This is a genomic window from Microbacterium sp. 71-36 (assembly GCF_001898305.1).
Lineage (GTDB): Bacteria > Actinomycetota > Actinomycetes > Actinomycetales > Microbacteriaceae > Microbacterium.
The window spans coordinates 549,537-564,175 of sequence record NZ_MKTP01000001.1 but is presented as its reverse complement, the minus strand read 5'-3'; the positions used below and the strand labels follow the sequence as shown (position 1 = coordinate 564,175).

The following is a 14,639-nucleotide window of genomic DNA, read 5'->3' as shown; positions in this document are numbered from 1 at the left end:
TCTGTGTGCCCGGAATCATGAGGAGGTGGCACCATGCCTCGTGAGCAGGGTGAGAAGCTCATCGCGTCGAACAAGAAGGCGCGTCACGACTACGCGATCGAGAAGACGTACGAAGCCGGCCTGGTTCTGACGGGCACCGAGGTGAAGTCGCTGCGCCAGGGGCGCGCGAACCTCACCGACGGTTACGCCTACATCGACGGCGGTCAGGCCTACCTCGACGCCGTCCACATCCCGGAGTATTCGCAGGGGCACTGGACGAACCACTCGGCCAAGCGCACGCGCAAGCTCCTGCTGCACAAGGACGAGATCGTCAAGCTGTCGCACGCGGTGGCCGCGGGCGGGTACACGCTCGTTCCGCTGCGTCTGTACTTCCTGGACGGTCGTGCGAAGGTCGAGATCGCGGTCGCCAAGGGCAAGCGCGAGTACGAGAAGCGTCAGACGATCCGCGAGCGCGAAGACAAGCGCGAGGCCGAACGCGCCATGCGGACGAAGAACCGCCTGGGGGAGTGACCCTCACTCGGCGAGGAAGCGCCCCTCGACGGTGGCGCTCACGACGAGCTCGGGCGGCTGCAGGCTGAACGACGGGCCGGTGTCGGCCTTGGCGAACATCATCCGCGGTGCCGCACCCTCCGGCCGGGATTCCAGCAGTCCGGCGTCCGCGATCTCGACGGCGGTGACGGATGCCAGCCCCAACGCCTCCGCGTAGGCGGCGGCCCGGTCCACGGCGACCTGGACGGCGGCGGCGGCCACCCTGCGCTCGACCGCGACACGGGTGTCGCGCGCGAGACGCCAGTCCACCGCCGTGACCTGCACGTCGTCGGACTCTGCGACGTCGCCGAGCCACCACGACAGCGCGCCGGCGTCGGTGAAGGTCGCCGACAGCTCGACGCTGGCGTGGTGCACCAGCGGCAGCTGCACGCCCTCGTTGTTCCACGGACGGTCGGACCACACCGACACGCGGGCGCTCGACCACTCCGACACTTCGCCGGAGCGCAGGTGCGCGACCAGCCCGTCCTGAACGGATGCCGCCCGCTCCTGCGCCCGTTCCACCACGGGACCCCGCGAGGGTCCGTCCGTGGACACGGTGACGCGCACCGCCGCTTCCTCGGCGCGGACGCGCGTTTCGCTCTCGCCCCGCACGGTGATGGTGACCTGACTCATGCGGCGAGCCTAGGGGAGTGGTGCGGAATGGCCCAGGGTGCGCATCCGTTGTAGACTGAGATGCTCGGGTGTTTCGGCATCCGATTGGCAAGTCAACAGTGTGACGATGGTCGCTCCTTCACGGAGTTCCCGGGGCTGATCGGTTTCGACAGCGCCTGCGAACCCGCGAGAAGCGGGCCGAGGATGTGGGGTTATCTCGTAAACGCTCCCTGCAAAACAATAAGTGCCGATGCTAAGCGCACTGACTTCGCCCTCGCTGCCTAAGCGAGCCCGATAGTCCGTCAGACCGTGTGTGACCCCGCCACGGATCCTGGCGTCATTTAGGGGTCTTGCTGCGTGATGGCGTCCGGACGTCACGCGGGACTCTTCCCGGACTGGGCCTGTCGACTTAGGTGTCTGTGACAAAGGTCGGGGCCGAGCAGAACGTCTGCACAGACTGCGCCCGGAGAAAACGCGGAGACCCAGCGTTGGACGGGGGTTCGATTCCCCCCAGCTCCACGAACCATCGTCACCGGAGAAACCCTCGCCCGCATCTCGCGGGCGGGGGTTTCTCTATGCCGCGGGGCGCGTGTGCACGTCGCTCTCGCCCGAGGCGTCGTTGAGTTCGAGGTACACACGGCCCTCGGTGCGCGTGAGGGTCGCGGTGTTCCGGCGCTCGATCGCCGCCGCCATCTTCTCGACGAACCCCGCATCGAACGAATGCAGCAGGACCTCGTCGCCGCGGTGGATCCGCTTGCCCGCCCAGGGTGCGGCGACTTTCTCGGGGTCGCGGTGGGTGTAGACCGCGACCCGCTCGGCCTTCATGCTGCCGGTGTGGAGGCGGGCGGCATCCGGCGCTCCGACCTCGATCCAGGCCACGAGGGCGCCGGTCAGGTCGCGCACCATCACGGCGGGTTCGTCGGTCGCGGAGACGCCCTCGCTGAAGGCGATGCCGTCCTCGTACTCGAGGCAGTACGCGAGCACGCGGGTGAGCATGTAGGGGTCGGTCTCGGAGGGATGCCGGGCGACCCGGAGCTGCAGTTCGTCGTACACGCCGCGATCGACGTCCGAGAGCTGCACCGTGAACGTGTGAATGGTCGCGCCGATAGCCACGACGACCGAGCCTACGCGACCGGCTTGCCGGCCACCGCGCTCGCGACCTACCGTCGGAGCATGTCCGATCCCCGTACCCAGCGCATCGACGTCGGCCCGTTCCAGCTCGACCCGGATGCCGAGGGTGCGCGGTGGCGCGCCGTCGGCTCCGACGGCTCCTCGGCGCCGGTCGGCGGATGGAGCGACTGGGTCGCGCTGTCGCAGCGGATCCTGCAGCTCGACGGCCTCTGGCGTGAGCGCGAGGCGCGGGGCGACGCGTGGGACCAGGGGCACGCGGCATCCGGATCCGTCGACGCCGTCAATCCCTACCGCTGAGCAGGCGGCCAGTCGATGAGCACGAGGCTCTGCTTCGTGTCGGCGACCTTCACCCAGCCGTCGCCGAAGAGGTAGGTGATGCCGTAGCCGTCGGCACCGCGCCCGGCGAGCCAGTCGGGGTTCTCGGTGATGTAGACCTCGTCGCCGGCGCCCTCTTCACGCTTCCATCCGGAAGCGACGAGGTCGCCCTCGGCCTTCTCGGCGGCGGCGGCGTCGATCGGCGCCCACCCGAACATCTGAACCGTGCCTGCCGTGACGGAGCCGTCGCTCCACTTGCACAGGATGCCGTCGGGCACCTCCGTCGCTCCGACCCGGAACGGCTCGCTCTGCGGCTTCCATCCGATGCTCTCGAAGTCGGCGGCGGTCGACGAGAGGATGATCGTCTCGCACGTCGGGTCGGGGGTGTCGGCATCCGGAGCGTCCGTCGGGGACGTGGTCGGGGAGGCGGCGGTGTCGCCCGTCGCTGCCGCCGAAGGAGTGGCCGGTGCGGCGGCGGTCGGGGCGCACGCGGTGAGCACGAGAGCCGACAGGAGTGCGGCCGACGCTGCGACGACAGTGCGGCGCATCACGGGGCGTCCTCGTGGTGCAGGAGCGCGAGGAAGTCGTCATGGAGCACGCCGTTGGTCGCGAGCGAGGATTCCGCGTCGAGACGGTCCGTGCCGTCGAACGCCGAGAAGCGTCCACCGGCCTCGCGCACGATGGGCGCGATCGCGGCGATGTCGTACTCCTTCACGCCGAACTCCGCGACGAGCTCGAGGCGTCCCTCGGCCAGCCACATGTAGGGCAGGGCATCGCCGTAGCCGCGGTCGCGCCACACGGCACGCGCCAGGCGCTCGAGCGTCGGCACGAGGTCGACGTCGTCCCACTGCTCGATGCTCTGGAAACTGATGCTCGACTGCGCGATGTCGTCGACCGCCGAGACATGGATGCGACGGGGCTCGCCGTCGCGGCCGTTGGTCCACGCGCCGCGACCGGTCGACGCCCACCACCGGCGTCCGAGGGCGGGCTGGCTCACCACTCCGACCTGCGGCACGCCGTCGACGTTCAGCGCGATCAGGGTCGCCCACACGGGGATGCCGCGCATGTAGTTGTGGGTGCCGTCGATCGGGTCGATGACCCACCGGCGTGACGTCTCGCCGGACACGCCGTACTCCTCGCCGAGGATGGCGTCGTCGGGGCGCTCGGCATCCAGGATCTCGCGGATCGCGCGTTCGGTGGCGAGATCGGCCTCGGTGACGTGGGTGCGGTCGGGTTTGGTGTCGATCCGCAGGTCGGTCGCGTCGAATCGCGCCATGGCGACCGCGTCGGCCGCGTCGGCGAGACGCAACGCCAGCGCCAGGTCATTGCTCAGGGACGAGTCGGAGGTCGCGGCGGTCGAGAGCGGCTCATCGATGGGGGACACGCGTCCAGGATAGACGGCGTGCCTGGGTCGATTTGGTGAGGTCGCGTCACCCCTGGTAACGTAATCCCTCGGTTCGGAACGCGTTTTCCGGGCCGAACGGAACGCACCTCTAGCTCAATCGGCAGAGCAACTGACTCTTAATCAGTGGGTTCTGGGTTCGAGTCCCAGGGGGTGCACCACACGAACAAGCCCCGCGATACCGGTCAAACACTGGGATCGCGGGGCTTTTTGTCGTTCCCGGGGGAGTGCTCGTGCCCACGTTTTGCCCACACCGCACACCCGGTCACGCCGCGGGGCCGGCCAACTTCCGCTCCCACTCGTCGCTGAAGCCTGCGGCCGCGCGCGCGACACCGAGCTTCATCGCGACCGATTCGAGGTCGTCGTCGAACAGATCCGCGTACGTGTCCAACGTCTCCGCGGCCGACGCGTGCCCGAGCATCCGCTGGAGCGCCTTCACGTTCGCGCCTGCCGACACGGCGAGGCTCGCTGCCGTGTGCCGTAGGTCGTGGACGGTAATGCGCGGGAAGTGCGGGTCAATCGCCTGGGCGCGCTTGACGGCGCCCTCGAACCATCCGGTGCCGTGGTCGGGTCGCCGCTGGTGGCCGCCGACGTCGTCCGGGAACAGAAGGTCGTCTGGCCGTCGCGCGAGACACAGAGCCTTCACCTCCGGCTGGAGATACGCCGGATACGGGACCCAGCGGTCCTCCCACGACTTCAAGGGCCCGATCATGACCTTGCCGTTCACGGTCGGCGCGTTCAGTTCGGCGTGCAACCGTCGACGGATCTCGTCGTGGCCGCGGACCATGAGCGCGGCCGCCTCGCCCCACCGCAGGCCCGTGACCCCGAGTAGGCGGACCATCGTCGGGCGCTTCGAGCATCGCGCGAGCAGCTCGAGCTGCGGGTGCGTGAGGTAGACGCGGCCGGGCTTCTTCTTCGGCTTGCGGGGCCGGTTCGTGAGCCCGCGCGCGGGGTTGCGCTTGATGCGTCCGTCGTCGATCGCCATGTCGAGGATCCCCGCGAGGACGCCGAGCGCGCGCAACGTGGTGGAGGCGGAACGCTCGGCGTAGATGCCGGCCACCCACGCCTGCACCTCAGACTTCTCGATCGACCCGATCTCACGCTTGCCCCATGTGGGTTCCACCTGGTTCTTCCACGCGCGGGGGAGCGCGTCGTACGCGGACGGCTTGAGCACCTTCTTGCCGTCGAGCCACCGCTGATGCAGCGCGCCGACGGTGATTGTCGCCTTCGACGGGTCGATGTAGTCGCCGGTCGCCTTCGACACCTTGATCGCAGCGAGATACAGCTCGGCGTCCTTCACAGTCTTGAAGCCGCGCTTGTCCGTCTGCTGCTTGTCGGGCTTGCGATAGCGGACCCGGTATCTCGTGCCCTGCTTCGTCTCGTACGGCTCGATGCCCGGTGACCTACGACCCACTGACCGTCACCGCCTCCGAGGGCGCGAGGCGAGCGCACAGCGCTGCGTGGAGCATCATGCGGTCCGCTCTCGGTAGAGCCACTGGCCGACGCCCATCCGCGCTCGCGCGTAGGTCACGCCGCGAAGTCTCACGATCGTCGACCGCAGCCACAGCTCGAGTGCGCTGTCGGACACGCCGAGCTCTTCGGCGATGTCGTGATGATGGAGGCCCTCTCGTTCCAACTCTGCATAGCGCGCGGGCTCGATGAGGAGTTGAGTGGCGAACACGTCGGCGCGTTCCTCGACCTCGGGGACACCTTCGCACCGGTCGCCGTTGTGCGCGTGACCCAGCTCGTGCGCGATCGTGAAGACCACCTCGTCGGGCGTCAGCTTCAGGTCGACGTAGATCTCGCGTTCCTCCTCGTACCACTCACCGAGGACCCCATCCTCAAGGTGAGCCGCGTGAACGGTGATGCCCACGCTCGCTGCGTACCTCAGCAGATACTTCAACGGTCGCCCCCCTTCCCGCTCAGTCCGCGTACGGTGCCTCATCGGCCTTGCGGGCTCCCTTCCTTGCAGCCGTCCGCCTCTTCGCTGGCGGCTGCTTCACGGACGGCTCGTCCGAGTCCTCATCTTGCGTCGAGCTTCCGACATCACCGGGGAACCGACCATGCCCGACGACGTTGCCAGCCATCTCGACGGCCTGGCTGATGGGCGCATCGAAGAGGATCGAGCCCGACACGCCAAGCCTTCTCCCTACTTCTAGAACGATCTGCTCATCAGTCGCCGTGGAGAGGGCGACATCGATACCGCTGATTCCCGCCTCCTCCTCGGTGAGGTGTCCATTGGCAACGAGGGCGGCAATGGGGGACGCGTCGTACGCGCGAGCAAGTTCAAGCGATGTCTCGATCAAAAACCGTCCGTTCGTGATCTGACGCGAAAGCGTGGCGTGGCTGATACCCGAGCGGCTCGCTATGTCGCGAAGGGACTCGGTTGCTCCGATGGCCTTGAGCCATTCGTGGGGAGTAGGCATGTCTCAAGTGTGAGACACCTAAGTCTCACTGTCAAACCAATTGTTCCATTCCTGTTGACGATGTGTCTCACCTATGTTTCCATCGTTTCATGACTGAACCACTTGGTACGACGGTGAGAATCCGTCCCGAGCTGCTCGATCGGTTGAAGCACAACGCGGGCATCCGAAGCGACGATGCGTTCGCTCGCACCATTGGCATCACCCGGGCGACGCTGGCGCGGCTGAAGGCGGGCGAAGAGCCCTCGCTGCGCACCGTGCTCGGAATCATGCAGGCCTTCGGGCTTGCGTTCGGTGAGGTCACGGAGCCGGTCCTCGTCGAGGCATCCGAGGTCACGGCACCCGAGCCTGTGGCGGTGGCGTCGTGAGCACTGCTGCTGTGGTCACGCCGATCCGCCCCGTCGTGAAGGGAGTCGACGTCGTCTGGCTTGGACCCGCCGACGTCGCCGCCCGCGTGCCCGGCCTCACCGTCGAGAACCTCGCGGAACTGCGCCGCACCGGTAAGGGCCCGGCCTACTTCAAGCCGACCGGTAAGCGCGGGAAGGTCATCATCTACTCCGCAGCCGACGTCGACGCATGGGTCCGATCGGCGCGTCACTCCACTCGGGAGCAGTCATGAATCATCCCGATAACCGCCCAGCGCTGCAGTTCGAGATCACGGTGAGGACCGCCGGGGACTCCGGCGTGACCGTCGTCGCGGCAGTCGCGTACAAGACCGACGCGAAGGCGATAGCTCGGTCGATCGCCCAAAGGTATTCCGCTTGCACGGTGACGATTCGGGAGGTGAAGTCGTGAGCTTCCTACGTTGGATCTCCCTCGTCCTTTTCCTCCTGGTGATGGCAGCATTCGCCAACGGCGTCCGCTCGTGGGAGATGCTCGCCGCGGCCGCCCTTCTCGTCCTCGTTGTCTTCTGGACGTGCGGCGCCTTCTCCCGCGATGTCTGGTTCGGCCCGCCAGCTATTGACGCCGAGTGTGAGCGCCTCGACGCCGAGCTGGACGCGCTCGACAACACGTACCCCTGATCTTCCGCCGGGGGTGCTGCCCCCACCACTGATGCCGGCGACGGTCGCCGTTCGCATCCCCGGCGGCCCCCGCCAACCGCACACCTCATCACCTCTCTCAGGAGCACCCGTGAACCGTCTTCTTCTGCGCGCCCCGAAGTCGCTTCGGCGCCGCCCGTACCGTGCCCGCCGCGTCGTCATCGCCCACGCCCCGCTCGAGTACTCGCCTGAGCGCACCGTCCCGCGGTGGCTGATCGTGCTGGCATCCGTGCTCGGTGCGGTCGCCGTGGCCGAGCTGGTCATCGCCGTGGTGATGACCGCGTGAACGACTTCACCGCATCCAACGGATTCCAGATCGTGGACCGCCCGGGAGGCTTCCACATCATCGACGACGAGGGCGAGGACTCGCTCCGCGACTACTCGCATCTGTCGGACGCGGACATGGACGCGCTGCGGGAGTTCTTCCGGACTGAGGATGATGCCCGCCTCGGCCGCTGGCGATCGACCCAGTACGACTACTTCGTCGTGTACCCGGACGCGATCGAGCGGGATCTCTGCATCGTGGTCAACGAGAGCGGTGGCAAGTCACACATCCTGACTCGTGACGGTCGCCTCGTGGGCTCGGACCACGCGGGAGGCCTGTTCTTCGACGTCGCTGCCGAGTACTTCGATGCTCACCCCGAGCCGAAGCCCTGGCGCGACGCTGAGCCTGGCGAGGGCTGGCTGCTCACGATCGACGGTCACGAGTGCGCTGCGGTCACGTTGCCTGACCCGAACGGTGTCTTCGGTGGGGTCAAGTTCGAGACGGCCGAGCACGGTCTGTTCGGACGGCACGCTGCGGCGATCACCGCTGGTCGTCGCTTCTGGCCGGAGGCGTCGGCATGACCCCGACGACGTTCTTCGTCCCCGGTGTCCCGATCCCGCAGGGCTCGAAGAAGGGTTTCTCGCCGAAGAACTCGACGCTCGTGCAGATCGTCGACGACAACAAGACACTTCTGCACCCGTGGCGCCAGCAGGTCGCCCGCGTGGCGTTCGGAGTCTTCGCCTTCCGTGACCCGGTCGACGGCGCGTGCCGCGTCGATGCCGCCTTCGTCCTGCCCAAGCCGCCCTCCGTGAAGCGTGACCTGCCGACCGTCAAACCGGACCTCGACAAGCTCCTGCGCGCGGTGTTCGACGGCATCACCGAAGCCGGGAACGTCTGGCCCGACGACTCGCGCGTCGTCGAAGCCCACACCTCCAAGGTCTACGGCGCCGCGCCTGGCGTGCACGTGACCATCACCCCGATCTCCGGCGTCACGGTCCTCGTGCCGTCGGTCAACCAGACGGCACCCGTCGTCGAGGAAGGAACAGCAGCATGAAGGCGCCGTGCGCGATCGACGACTGCGACCGCCCGTCGCGGGCTCGCGGCTGGTGCACCTTGCACTGGGACCGCTATCGCCGCCACGGCGATCCGCTGCACAGCGTGAACCACCGTGCGCCGGCGTCCGCCACGGTCAGCGAGCGCTTCTGGGCACGGGTTGTGAAGGCCGACTGCTGGGAGTGGACCGGATCGCTCCGTACTGGCTACGGCCTCTTCCGCCTCGACGGGCGCAACGTCCAGACCCACCGCTGGGCCTACGAGGAGCAGGTCGGTCCGATCCCGGACGGCTTCCAGATCGACCACCTCTGCCGCAACACCCGCTGCGTCAACCCCGACCACCTCGAGCCCGTCACACAGGCCGAGAACATCCGTCGCGAGCACGCCGCCCGCGCCGCCTGAAACACCGAACAAGGAGCAGACAGATATGGAACTCAAGCCGACCGCGTTCAAGCGCGGCGTCCCGGCGGAGCAGGCGAACGGCCTGTTCGGCGTCGAGGAGCAGCTCATCGAGATGGCGCCGGGCGACCAGATCGTCGCCGTCGTCACGTTCTCCGTGGACGAGGTGATGGAGAAGCGACGCGCGGGGGAGGAGTGGCCGGTCGTCGCGATGAAGCACCTCGAGCCGCTCTGGGATGACAAGGCCGCGACCGCTGCGCTGAAGCTCCGCGACGCGGCGTACAAGAAGCGCACCGGTCAGGACGCGCTCGACATCCCGGACGCCGACGACTGATGAGTCGACTCCGCTGGTGGGCCCGCTACATGGCCGCTGTCGCTGCCGTAGAGGCCCTCCTGTCGGTCGGCTTCTTCGCCTTCGGGCGTCCCGGTTGGGCGACCGCGCTCATCGCGGCCGTCGCCCTCTCCACATCCATCGCATTGCACGTCATCTACCGAAAGAGGAACACCAATGGGCGATATCGGAAAGCCCTTGAAGCACATCGAGCTGGAGCCGGTGGAGGCGCCGGCGACGGCACCCGCGCCGGTCGAGGCGCCCGTGGAAGAGCCGGTGCCGGCGTGAGCGGCGGCGGCGGGATCTTTGGCGGCTCGAACCCCAACTACTACCTGCGGGCCCGCGAGGAGGTACTTCGGCGTGCTCTGCTCGGGCCGACCACGAACGTGACAGCGAGCGTGCCTCAGGTGTCCAAGCCCAGTGTCCGTCCCGCGGGCGAGTTCGATGGTCGGACTCGGGATTTCGCGGCCGGGGTCGTGACCGGGACTCGGTCGTTCGACGTCGACAAGCTGGGTCGCCGCGTCGGTGTGGCGTTCGCGACGGTGTGGCGGCCGGGGGAGAACGTGGCGCGCTGCATGCAGCGGCCCGACCCCCTCGCGTTCCTCTCGGGCCGGGAGCCGGGACGCCTGCGTGAGTCCTCGCGTCCGCCGCACTCGCTCGCCGAGTGCCCTCACGGGTTCTACGGCTACTACGAGGGATCGAACGACTACTACGAGCCCGGCCGCGTGATGGCTGTCGTCGAGGCTTACGGCGAGACGGTCATCGGCACCCGCGGGTTCCGTGCCGAGAAGGCGCGCATCGTCGCGCTGCACGTCCCGTCGGATATCGGGCTCGGCGTCCGCCGCGTCGTGGCGCGGAACTACCCGGACGTGCCGCAGTTCGATTCGTTCGACGCGATGGTCGCCGAGTTCCCGCCGGACGACGCTGGCCACGGCCTCGGGCCGGACAGCGACCCGGACTTCTGGACGCGGGAGGCCTGACGTGACCACCACGACATTCGTTCCGCCCGCCGTCGCTGAGCTCATGCGCCGCGCCGGAGCATCCGACCAGGACCGTGCAGCGTGGCTCGCCGAACGCCTCACTGGCCTCACAGCGACCGAGATCGCTGGCCTGGCCGTCGGCAAGAAGCGCCAGGGCGAGCTCGTCGACCTGAAGCTCGGGCTCAAGGAGGACACGTTCAACGGCAACGCCTACACCGAGTGGGGGAAGCTGCGCGAACCGTTCCTCGCGGCCGCCGCCGAGCGGCGCGGGATCCTCGCCGAGTCGCGCGTGTTCCACCACGCCGAGAACCGCCGGTGGCTGGCTTCCCCGGACGGTGTCGGTGCGACGTTCGACGGTGAGCTGCTGCTCGGTGAGTACAAGACGTCGGGGCACGACCTGACGCCGGGGACGCCGACGTTCGAGCGCACCGGCTACCTCGAGCAGATGACGTGGGCGATGGTCGTCACCGGCGCGCGCCGCTGCCTGTTCATCTGGGAGGAACGCCTCGGCACTCCGGAGACGGGCTTCGAGGCCGGCCGACGGTTCGAGCACTGGATCGAGTTCGACGAGGCCCTCGCGAAGCGGTTGGCCGCGTTCGCTCGCCGATTCTTCAGCGCGCTCGACAAGAAGCGCGCCGAGGTCGACGCCGGGAACGTCACCGCGCCGGTGGTCGATCCCGTTCTGGACGTGCTCGCGCTCGATGTCCTCGCTGGACGCCGCGAGGAGGCCGCAGGGAAACGCAAGAAGGAGACGGCGTGGAAGGCGCTGCAGGCCGAGCTCGCGGGGCGTGAGGAGCTGTCGCAGCGGTCGTCGGCGGCGCAGGTCACCTGGGTTCCCGCTGGCACCGCGACCGTTCCGCAGACGCACGTCGACGAGACCACCGCGAAGGCGGAGCTGCCCGATGTCTGGGCGGCCGTCGAGAAGGGCCGCGCGGATCTCGCGGTGCTCGAAGACGCCTGGGCGAAGTGCCTGGGCGCTTACACGACCACGACCGACGAGCTGGTGCCGACCAAGCCGAGCTTGACGGTCACCGAAGTCAAGACGAAGGGAGAGGCGGCATGAGCGCTCTCGCGACGCTGCCGAAGAGCAGCGACAACAGCACCTGGAGCCCGGAGGAGCGCGCGCTCGTCGAGGCCGCGGGCCTGGTGCACACGGACTCGCAGTCGGGGACGAAGACGCTCGCCGAGCGTCCCGTCGTGGCGGCGTTCCTTCAGCACTGCGCGCGCACCGGTCTGGATCCGATCGCGCGTCAGATCTACTCGATCGCGCGGAAGTCGAAGGGTCAGCTGAAGTGGCAGATCCAGATCAGCATCGACGGTGCCCGCCTGGTCGCGGAGCGGTCGGGTCAGTACGAGGGTCAGACGACGCCCGAGTTCACCGCTGACGGCATCACCTGGACGCAGGTCTGGCTCGCCGACGATCCGCCGAAGGCCGCCCGTGTCGGCGTGTACCGCCGTGGGTTCCGGGACGCGCTCTACGCGATCGCACTGTGGGACGCGTACGTGCAGCGCACGTACAACGGCGACGTCACCGAGATGTGGCGGAAGATGGGCCCGCTGATGCTGGCGAAGTGCGCCGAGATGCTCGCGCTCCGCAAGGCGTTCCCCCAGGACCTGTCCGGGCTGTACTCGTCCGAGGAAATGGCGCAGGCCGACAAGCCGGCGCCGGTGGAGCAGCAGAGCCAGGCTGACTCGACCCCGCAGGTCGCGCCGCACACCGCTCCGGCTCAGCCGGAGGCGCGGATGCCGTCGCAGGACTGGCTCGCGCAGGCGAACGCCGCGCGCTCTCGTGAGGAGCTGCGTCCGATCTTCGTGGCCGCGCAGGAGGCCGGTGACCTGGACGTCATGATCGGCGACGGCCGCGCGCTCGGCGCCTACCTGTGGGAGTTGCGTGACCGGCTGCCGGAGAAGGCCGAAGACGTCGTCGATGCCGAGGTCGTGGACGAGACGGCGGGTGTGCCCGTGCACGACTGGCCCACGGCCGAGGTGCAGCCGTGATGCTCGTCGGCACGCCGCTCGTGCGCACGGAGGACGGCGCGATCCTGGGGCCGGACTACCGCCGCATTCCGGGGTTCGTGAAGCCGGGGTTCGAGGTGCCGGGCGTGGTGCCCGCGTCCTCTGTGGAGCCGGGCGACACCGTGCGCCTGGCGGGTCAGGACCTGCTCGTGCTCACGACGCGCGCGAACGGCGTGCCCGGGCACGTGTACGTCGAGGTCCGGAACGGGCAGGGCGCCGAGGTGGTGCACGAGTTCCGTGACAGCGAGCGCGTGCGCGTGGTCGCGGTGGGGGCGTTCGACCGATGAGCACGCCCGCCGAAGTACTCCGCGATCTGATTGGCCTGGAGGTGGACCCCACCGACGCGCTGCATCTGAAGCTCTCCGAAACGGTCCGCCGTCTTGGGCAGGGCGCGACGTACGGGCAGCGGATCGTGGCGCTCCGGTTCGACTTCGTGTGGGAGCTTCGGGACGCCGGCAAGGTGTACGGCACCGCGAAGGCCGACTACGAGAACGCGATCGCGGTGAAGGTCGTCGAGATCACCGAGAGCGCCGCGCTCGAGGGCAAGAAGGTTTCTCTGGGTCTGGCCCAGGCGATGGCCGAGCGTGACGCCTACGAGCTGAAACTGACGTACCTGGTGGCGGAGCAGCGCGAGCGGGCGATGCGGAAGTTCCTCGACGCGCTCGACGCCGCGCTCGACAACCACCGCACCGACCGCGCGGACTCCCGCGCCGTCGACCGGGCATCCGCTCAGGGCTACGGCGGGGGCGCGTGATGGCCGCGGGCGAGTTCACGGCAACCACGGTGCGGCGGGTGTTCTTCGACCGGGATGGCGCGGCGTGCTTCCTCTGCCGCCGTGGCCTGCGGTTCGAGGACCGCGGCATCGGGTGGTCGATGCACCACCGGAAGCCGCGCGGCCGCGGCGGGGTGAAGGGCCGCGGTCAGGAGGAGTTCGCATCCGCTGCGAACGCGCTGACGCTCTGCGGATCCGGGACGACCGGATGCCACGGCTGGGCGGAGGACGAGCGGGATGAAGCGCTCGAGCGGGGCGTCCTGATCTCGCGGCTCGGGCGGGGTTCGGAGTTCGACCCGACGCGGGTGCGCGTCCAGAGGAACGACGGAACGTGGTGGCTGCTCACGGAGAGCGGCCGAGCAATCGAAGTGGAGAGCAAGTCATGGGCGTGAGGCGCACGCACCTCGAGTTCGAGGGGCAGTTCACCCAGGTCCCCAATGCGTGGGCGCGGGACGAGCGGTTGTCGCGGAAGGCGCGCGGCCTGCTGGTCGAGATCATGTCGCACCGGGTCGGCTGGCACGTGTCAGTGTCGGGTCTTCAGGATGCCGGCATCGAGGGCCGCGACGCGATCAAGTCCGCGCTCGTCGAGCTGAAGGACCACGGCTACCTGGTCGTCTCACAGAGCCGCGGGCAGCGGGGCCGCTTCGGCGAGGTGGAGTACGAGCTGCACGACCCTGCGACCGGTGACGGATTTTCCGCCCACGGTGGCACCGCTGACGGATTCACCGCTAACGGGTCAACCGCTGGCGGATCAACCGCTAGCGGAAAATCCGCACCCTATAAGAACACCAGTCCTATAGAAGAACATCTGGAAGAACACCATCCAGAAGAAACGGCGATCGAGCTGCGGGCGATGGTGTCCTTCGAGGACTTCTGGGCGGTGTGGCCCAGGAAGGTTGCGAAGCCGGACGCTCAGCGCGCGTGGGACAAGGTCACGGTCGTCGTCGAGGGCGAGCGGATCCTGGCGGCCGCGATCGCGTACCGAGACAACCCGGGCATCCCCGAGAAGCAGTTCATCCCGTACCCGGCGACGTGGCTGAATCGCGCCGGCTGGGATGACGAGCTGCCGGAGCCTCGCCAGGAGCGCCTGGGCGCGGTCGATGCCGGCAGGCGCGCTGCCGAGCTGCTCGCCAAGCACGATCGTCTGGCGGTCGGCGCATGAGCCGGTTCGAGATGGTCGCGTGCGACTTCGTGTTCCCCGACGGTGACTCCTGCGGAAGTCGGTCCGCCGTGTTCATCGCGAACGGCTGGTACCTCGGCGGCAGCACCGGGGGAGCCGACTTCTGCCCGCGGCACAAGCCTCGCGGCGACGACGGCGGCAGCGGTGCCCCGATTCCTCTGCGAGCTGCAGCGTGAACGCGCAGGAGGCGAA

The 14,639-nt window shown here is 68.5% G+C and carries 25 protein-coding genes, 1 tRNA gene and 1 other RNA gene; 20 read left to right on the top strand and 7 right to left on the bottom strand.

Annotated features, from left to right (window positions below; all coding sequences use genetic code 11):
- Positions 1–33 precede the first annotated feature (33 nt).
- Entirely contained in the window at positions 34–510 is a 477-nt protein-coding gene (gene smpB / locus BGO45_RS02880) for an SsrA-binding protein SmpB (RefSeq protein ID WP_292690774.1), read from the top strand.
- Positions 511–513: 3 nt separating this feature from the next.
- Here the strand turns inward: smpB and BGO45_RS02875 are convergent, their stop codons facing one another.
- Positions 514–1,161 (bottom strand): SIMPL domain-containing protein, encoded by a 648-nt coding sequence (locus tag BGO45_RS02875; protein ID WP_292690772.1) that lies wholly within the window; start codon positions 1,159–1,161, stop codon positions 514–516.
- A 131-nt stretch (positions 1,162–1,292) separates the two neighbouring features.
- Here BGO45_RS02875 and ssrA point away from each other — a divergent pair.
- Positions 1,293–1,662, top strand: a transfer-messenger RNA (tmRNA) gene (ssrA, locus tag BGO45_RS02870).
- Positions 1,663–1,713: 51 nt separating this feature from the next.
- On the opposite strand, the gene BGO45_RS02865 is transcribed toward ssrA, so the two are convergent.
- Positions 1,714–2,253: a YaeQ family protein gene (locus BGO45_RS02865; RefSeq protein ID WP_292690770.1), complete on the bottom strand. Its 540-nt coding sequence runs from the start codon at positions 2,251–2,253 to the stop codon at positions 1,714–1,716.
- Positions 2,254–2,313: 60 nt separating this feature from the next.
- Between BGO45_RS02865 and BGO45_RS02860 the strand changes: the two genes are divergently transcribed.
- Positions 2,314–2,568, top strand: a complete 255-nt coding sequence (locus tag BGO45_RS02860) for a hypothetical protein (protein WP_292690768.1) — start codon at positions 2,314–2,316, stop codon at positions 2,566–2,568.
- Here BGO45_RS02860 and BGO45_RS02855 read toward each other — a convergent pair.
- Both BGO45_RS02855 and BGO45_RS02850 read right to left on the bottom strand, forming a co-directional pair.
- A complete protein-coding gene (locus BGO45_RS02855; protein ID WP_292692828.1) occupies positions 2,559–3,134 on the bottom strand; it encodes a hypothetical protein in 576 nt (191 codons plus the stop codon). The two genes, BGO45_RS02860 and BGO45_RS02855, sit on opposite strands and share 10 nt — an antisense overlap.
- Entirely contained in the window at positions 3,134–3,970 is an 837-nt protein-coding gene (locus BGO45_RS02850; protein ID WP_292690766.1) for an inositol monophosphatase family protein, read from the bottom strand. Before BGO45_RS02850 ends, BGO45_RS02855 begins: the two co-directional genes overlap by 1 nt.
- A 103-nt stretch (positions 3,971–4,073) precedes the next feature.
- Here BGO45_RS02850 and BGO45_RS02845 point away from each other — a divergent pair.
- A tRNA-Lys gene (locus BGO45_RS02845) sits at positions 4,074–4,149 on the top strand.
- 104 nt (positions 4,150–4,253) lie between these two features.
- Here BGO45_RS02845 and BGO45_RS02840 read toward each other — a convergent pair.
- From BGO45_RS02840 to BGO45_RS02830, 3 genes are read right to left on the bottom strand one after another with little or no spacing between them, the layout of a single operon-like run.
- The gene (locus BGO45_RS02840) at positions 4,254–5,402 is read right to left on the bottom strand and encodes a tyrosine-type recombinase/integrase (RefSeq protein ID WP_292690763.1); all 1,149 of its coding nucleotides are present in this window, start codon (positions 5,400–5,402) and stop codon (positions 4,254–4,256) included.
- Positions 5,403–5,456: 54 nt separating this feature from the next.
- Positions 5,457–5,861 carry an ImmA/IrrE family metallo-endopeptidase gene (locus BGO45_RS02835; RefSeq protein ID WP_292690761.1) on the bottom strand — a complete coding sequence of 135 codons (405 nt, stop codon included), beginning with the start codon at positions 5,859–5,861 and terminating at the stop codon, positions 5,457–5,459.
- A gap of 49 nt (positions 5,862–5,910) precedes the next feature.
- Positions 5,911–6,414, bottom strand: coding sequence for a hypothetical protein (locus BGO45_RS02830; RefSeq protein ID WP_292690759.1), 504 nt, complete (start codon positions 6,412–6,414; stop codon positions 5,911–5,913).
- Positions 6,415–6,503: 89 nt separating this feature from the next.
- On the opposite strand from BGO45_RS02830, the gene BGO45_RS02825 reads away from it, so the two are divergent.
- The 16 genes from BGO45_RS02825 to BGO45_RS02750 all read left to right on the top strand — a co-directional run bounded on the left by BGO45_RS02825 (position 6,504) and on the right by BGO45_RS02750 (position 14,623).
- On the top strand, positions 6,504–6,779 hold the full coding sequence (locus tag BGO45_RS02825; protein WP_292690757.1) for a helix-turn-helix transcriptional regulator: 276 nt from the start codon (positions 6,504–6,506) through the stop codon (positions 6,777–6,779).
- The gene (locus tag BGO45_RS02820; protein ID WP_292690755.1) at positions 6,776–7,030 is read left to right on the top strand and encodes a hypothetical protein; all 255 of its coding nucleotides are present in this window, start codon (positions 6,776–6,778) and stop codon (positions 7,028–7,030) included. Before BGO45_RS02825 ends, BGO45_RS02820 begins: the two co-directional genes overlap by 4 nt.
- Positions 7,031–7,202: 172 nt before the next feature.
- On the top strand, positions 7,203–7,433 hold the full coding sequence (locus BGO45_RS02815; RefSeq protein WP_292690753.1) for a hypothetical protein: 231 nt from the start codon (positions 7,203–7,205) through the stop codon (positions 7,431–7,433).
- A 109-nt stretch (positions 7,434–7,542) separates the two neighbouring features.
- Positions 7,543–7,737 (top strand): hypothetical protein, encoded by a 195-nt coding sequence (locus BGO45_RS02810; protein WP_292690750.1) that lies wholly within the window; start codon positions 7,543–7,545, stop codon positions 7,735–7,737.
- The gene (locus BGO45_RS02805; protein ID WP_292690749.1) at positions 7,734–8,297 is read left to right on the top strand and encodes a hypothetical protein; all 564 of its coding nucleotides are present in this window, start codon (positions 7,734–7,736) and stop codon (positions 8,295–8,297) included. Before BGO45_RS02810 ends, BGO45_RS02805 begins: the two co-directional genes overlap by 4 nt.
- A complete protein-coding gene (locus BGO45_RS02800) occupies positions 8,294–8,770 on the top strand; it encodes a RusA family crossover junction endodeoxyribonuclease (protein ID WP_292690747.1) in 477 nt (158 codons plus the stop codon). Before BGO45_RS02805 ends, BGO45_RS02800 begins: the two co-directional genes overlap by 4 nt.
- Positions 8,767–9,171, top strand: a complete 405-nt coding sequence (locus tag BGO45_RS02795; protein ID WP_292690746.1) for an HNH endonuclease signature motif containing protein — start codon at positions 8,767–8,769, stop codon at positions 9,169–9,171. Before BGO45_RS02800 ends, BGO45_RS02795 begins: the two co-directional genes overlap by 4 nt.
- Positions 9,172–9,196: 25 nt before the next feature.
- Positions 9,197–9,502 carry a hypothetical protein gene (locus tag BGO45_RS02790; protein WP_292690743.1) on the top strand — a complete coding sequence of 102 codons (306 nt, stop codon included), beginning with the start codon at positions 9,197–9,199 and terminating at the stop codon, positions 9,500–9,502.
- Between the two features lie 473 nt (positions 9,503–9,975).
- On the top strand, positions 9,976–10,479 hold the full coding sequence (locus BGO45_RS02785; RefSeq protein ID WP_292690741.1) for a hypothetical protein: 504 nt from the start codon (positions 9,976–9,978) through the stop codon (positions 10,477–10,479).
- Position 10,480: 1 nt separating this feature from the next.
- Entirely contained in the window at positions 10,481–11,542 is a 1,062-nt protein-coding gene (locus tag BGO45_RS02780; RefSeq protein ID WP_292690739.1) for a YqaJ viral recombinase family protein, read from the top strand.
- Positions 11,539–12,477 carry a phage recombination protein Bet gene (gene bet, locus BGO45_RS02775; protein ID WP_292690737.1) on the top strand — a complete coding sequence of 313 codons (939 nt, stop codon included), beginning with the start codon at positions 11,539–11,541 and terminating at the stop codon, positions 12,475–12,477. Before BGO45_RS02780 ends, bet begins: the two co-directional genes overlap by 4 nt.
- A complete protein-coding gene (locus BGO45_RS02770; RefSeq protein WP_292690735.1) occupies positions 12,474–12,782 on the top strand; it encodes a hypothetical protein in 309 nt (102 codons plus the stop codon). The genes bet and BGO45_RS02770 overlap by 4 nt, the downstream gene beginning before the upstream one ends.
- Positions 12,779–13,249 carry a hypothetical protein gene (locus BGO45_RS02765; RefSeq protein ID WP_292690733.1) on the top strand — a complete coding sequence of 157 codons (471 nt, stop codon included), beginning with the start codon at positions 12,779–12,781 and terminating at the stop codon, positions 13,247–13,249. The genes BGO45_RS02770 and BGO45_RS02765 overlap by 4 nt, the downstream gene beginning before the upstream one ends.
- Positions 13,249–13,659, top strand: a complete 411-nt coding sequence (locus tag BGO45_RS02760) for a hypothetical protein (RefSeq protein WP_292690731.1) — start codon at positions 13,249–13,251, stop codon at positions 13,657–13,659. The genes BGO45_RS02765 and BGO45_RS02760 overlap by 1 nt, the downstream gene beginning before the upstream one ends.
- Positions 13,656–14,429, top strand: a complete 774-nt coding sequence (locus BGO45_RS02755) for a hypothetical protein (RefSeq protein WP_292690729.1) — start codon at positions 13,656–13,658, stop codon at positions 14,427–14,429. The genes BGO45_RS02760 and BGO45_RS02755 overlap by 4 nt, the downstream gene beginning before the upstream one ends.
- Entirely contained in the window at positions 14,426–14,623 is a 198-nt protein-coding gene (locus BGO45_RS02750) for a hypothetical protein (protein WP_292690727.1), read from the top strand. Before BGO45_RS02755 ends, BGO45_RS02750 begins: the two co-directional genes overlap by 4 nt.
- Positions 14,624–14,639 lie beyond the last annotated feature (16 nt).

Coding starts and splice junctions, on each gene's coding strand:
- smpB (WP_292690774.1), top strand. CDS start 34: ATGCCTCGTGAGCAGGGTGAGAAGCTCATCGCGTCGAACAAGAAGGCG.
- BGO45_RS02875 (WP_292690772.1), bottom strand. CDS start 1,161: ATGAGTCAGGTCACCATCACCGTGCGGGGCGAGAGCGAAACGCGCGTC.
- BGO45_RS02860 (WP_292690768.1), top strand. CDS start 2,314: ATGTCCGATCCCCGTACCCAGCGCATCGACGTCGGCCCGTTCCAGCTC.
- BGO45_RS02855 (WP_292692828.1), bottom strand. CDS start 3,134: ATGCGCCGCACTGTCGTCGCAGCGTCGGCCGCACTCCTGTCGGCTCTC.
- BGO45_RS02830 (WP_292690759.1), bottom strand. CDS start 6,414: ATGCCTACTCCCCACGAATGGCTCAAGGCCATCGGAGCAACCGAGTCC.
- BGO45_RS02825 (WP_292690757.1), top strand. CDS start 6,504: ATGACTGAACCACTTGGTACGACGGTGAGAATCCGTCCCGAGCTGCTC.
- BGO45_RS02800 (WP_292690747.1), top strand. CDS start 8,294: ATGACCCCGACGACGTTCTTCGTCCCCGGTGTCCCGATCCCGCAGGGC.
- BGO45_RS02795 (WP_292690746.1), top strand. CDS start 8,767: ATGAAGGCGCCGTGCGCGATCGACGACTGCGACCGCCCGTCGCGGGCT.
- BGO45_RS02790 (WP_292690743.1), top strand. CDS start 9,197: ATGGAACTCAAGCCGACCGCGTTCAAGCGCGGCGTCCCGGCGGAGCAG.
- bet (WP_292690737.1), top strand. CDS start 11,539: ATGAGCGCTCTCGCGACGCTGCCGAAGAGCAGCGACAACAGCACCTGG.
- BGO45_RS02765 (WP_292690733.1), top strand. CDS start 12,779: ATGAGCACGCCCGCCGAAGTACTCCGCGATCTGATTGGCCTGGAGGTG.
- BGO45_RS02760 (WP_292690731.1), top strand. CDS start 13,249: ATGGCCGCGGGCGAGTTCACGGCAACCACGGTGCGGCGGGTGTTCTTC.
- BGO45_RS02750 (WP_292690727.1), top strand. CDS start 14,426: ATGAGCCGGTTCGAGATGGTCGCGTGCGACTTCGTGTTCCCCGACGGT.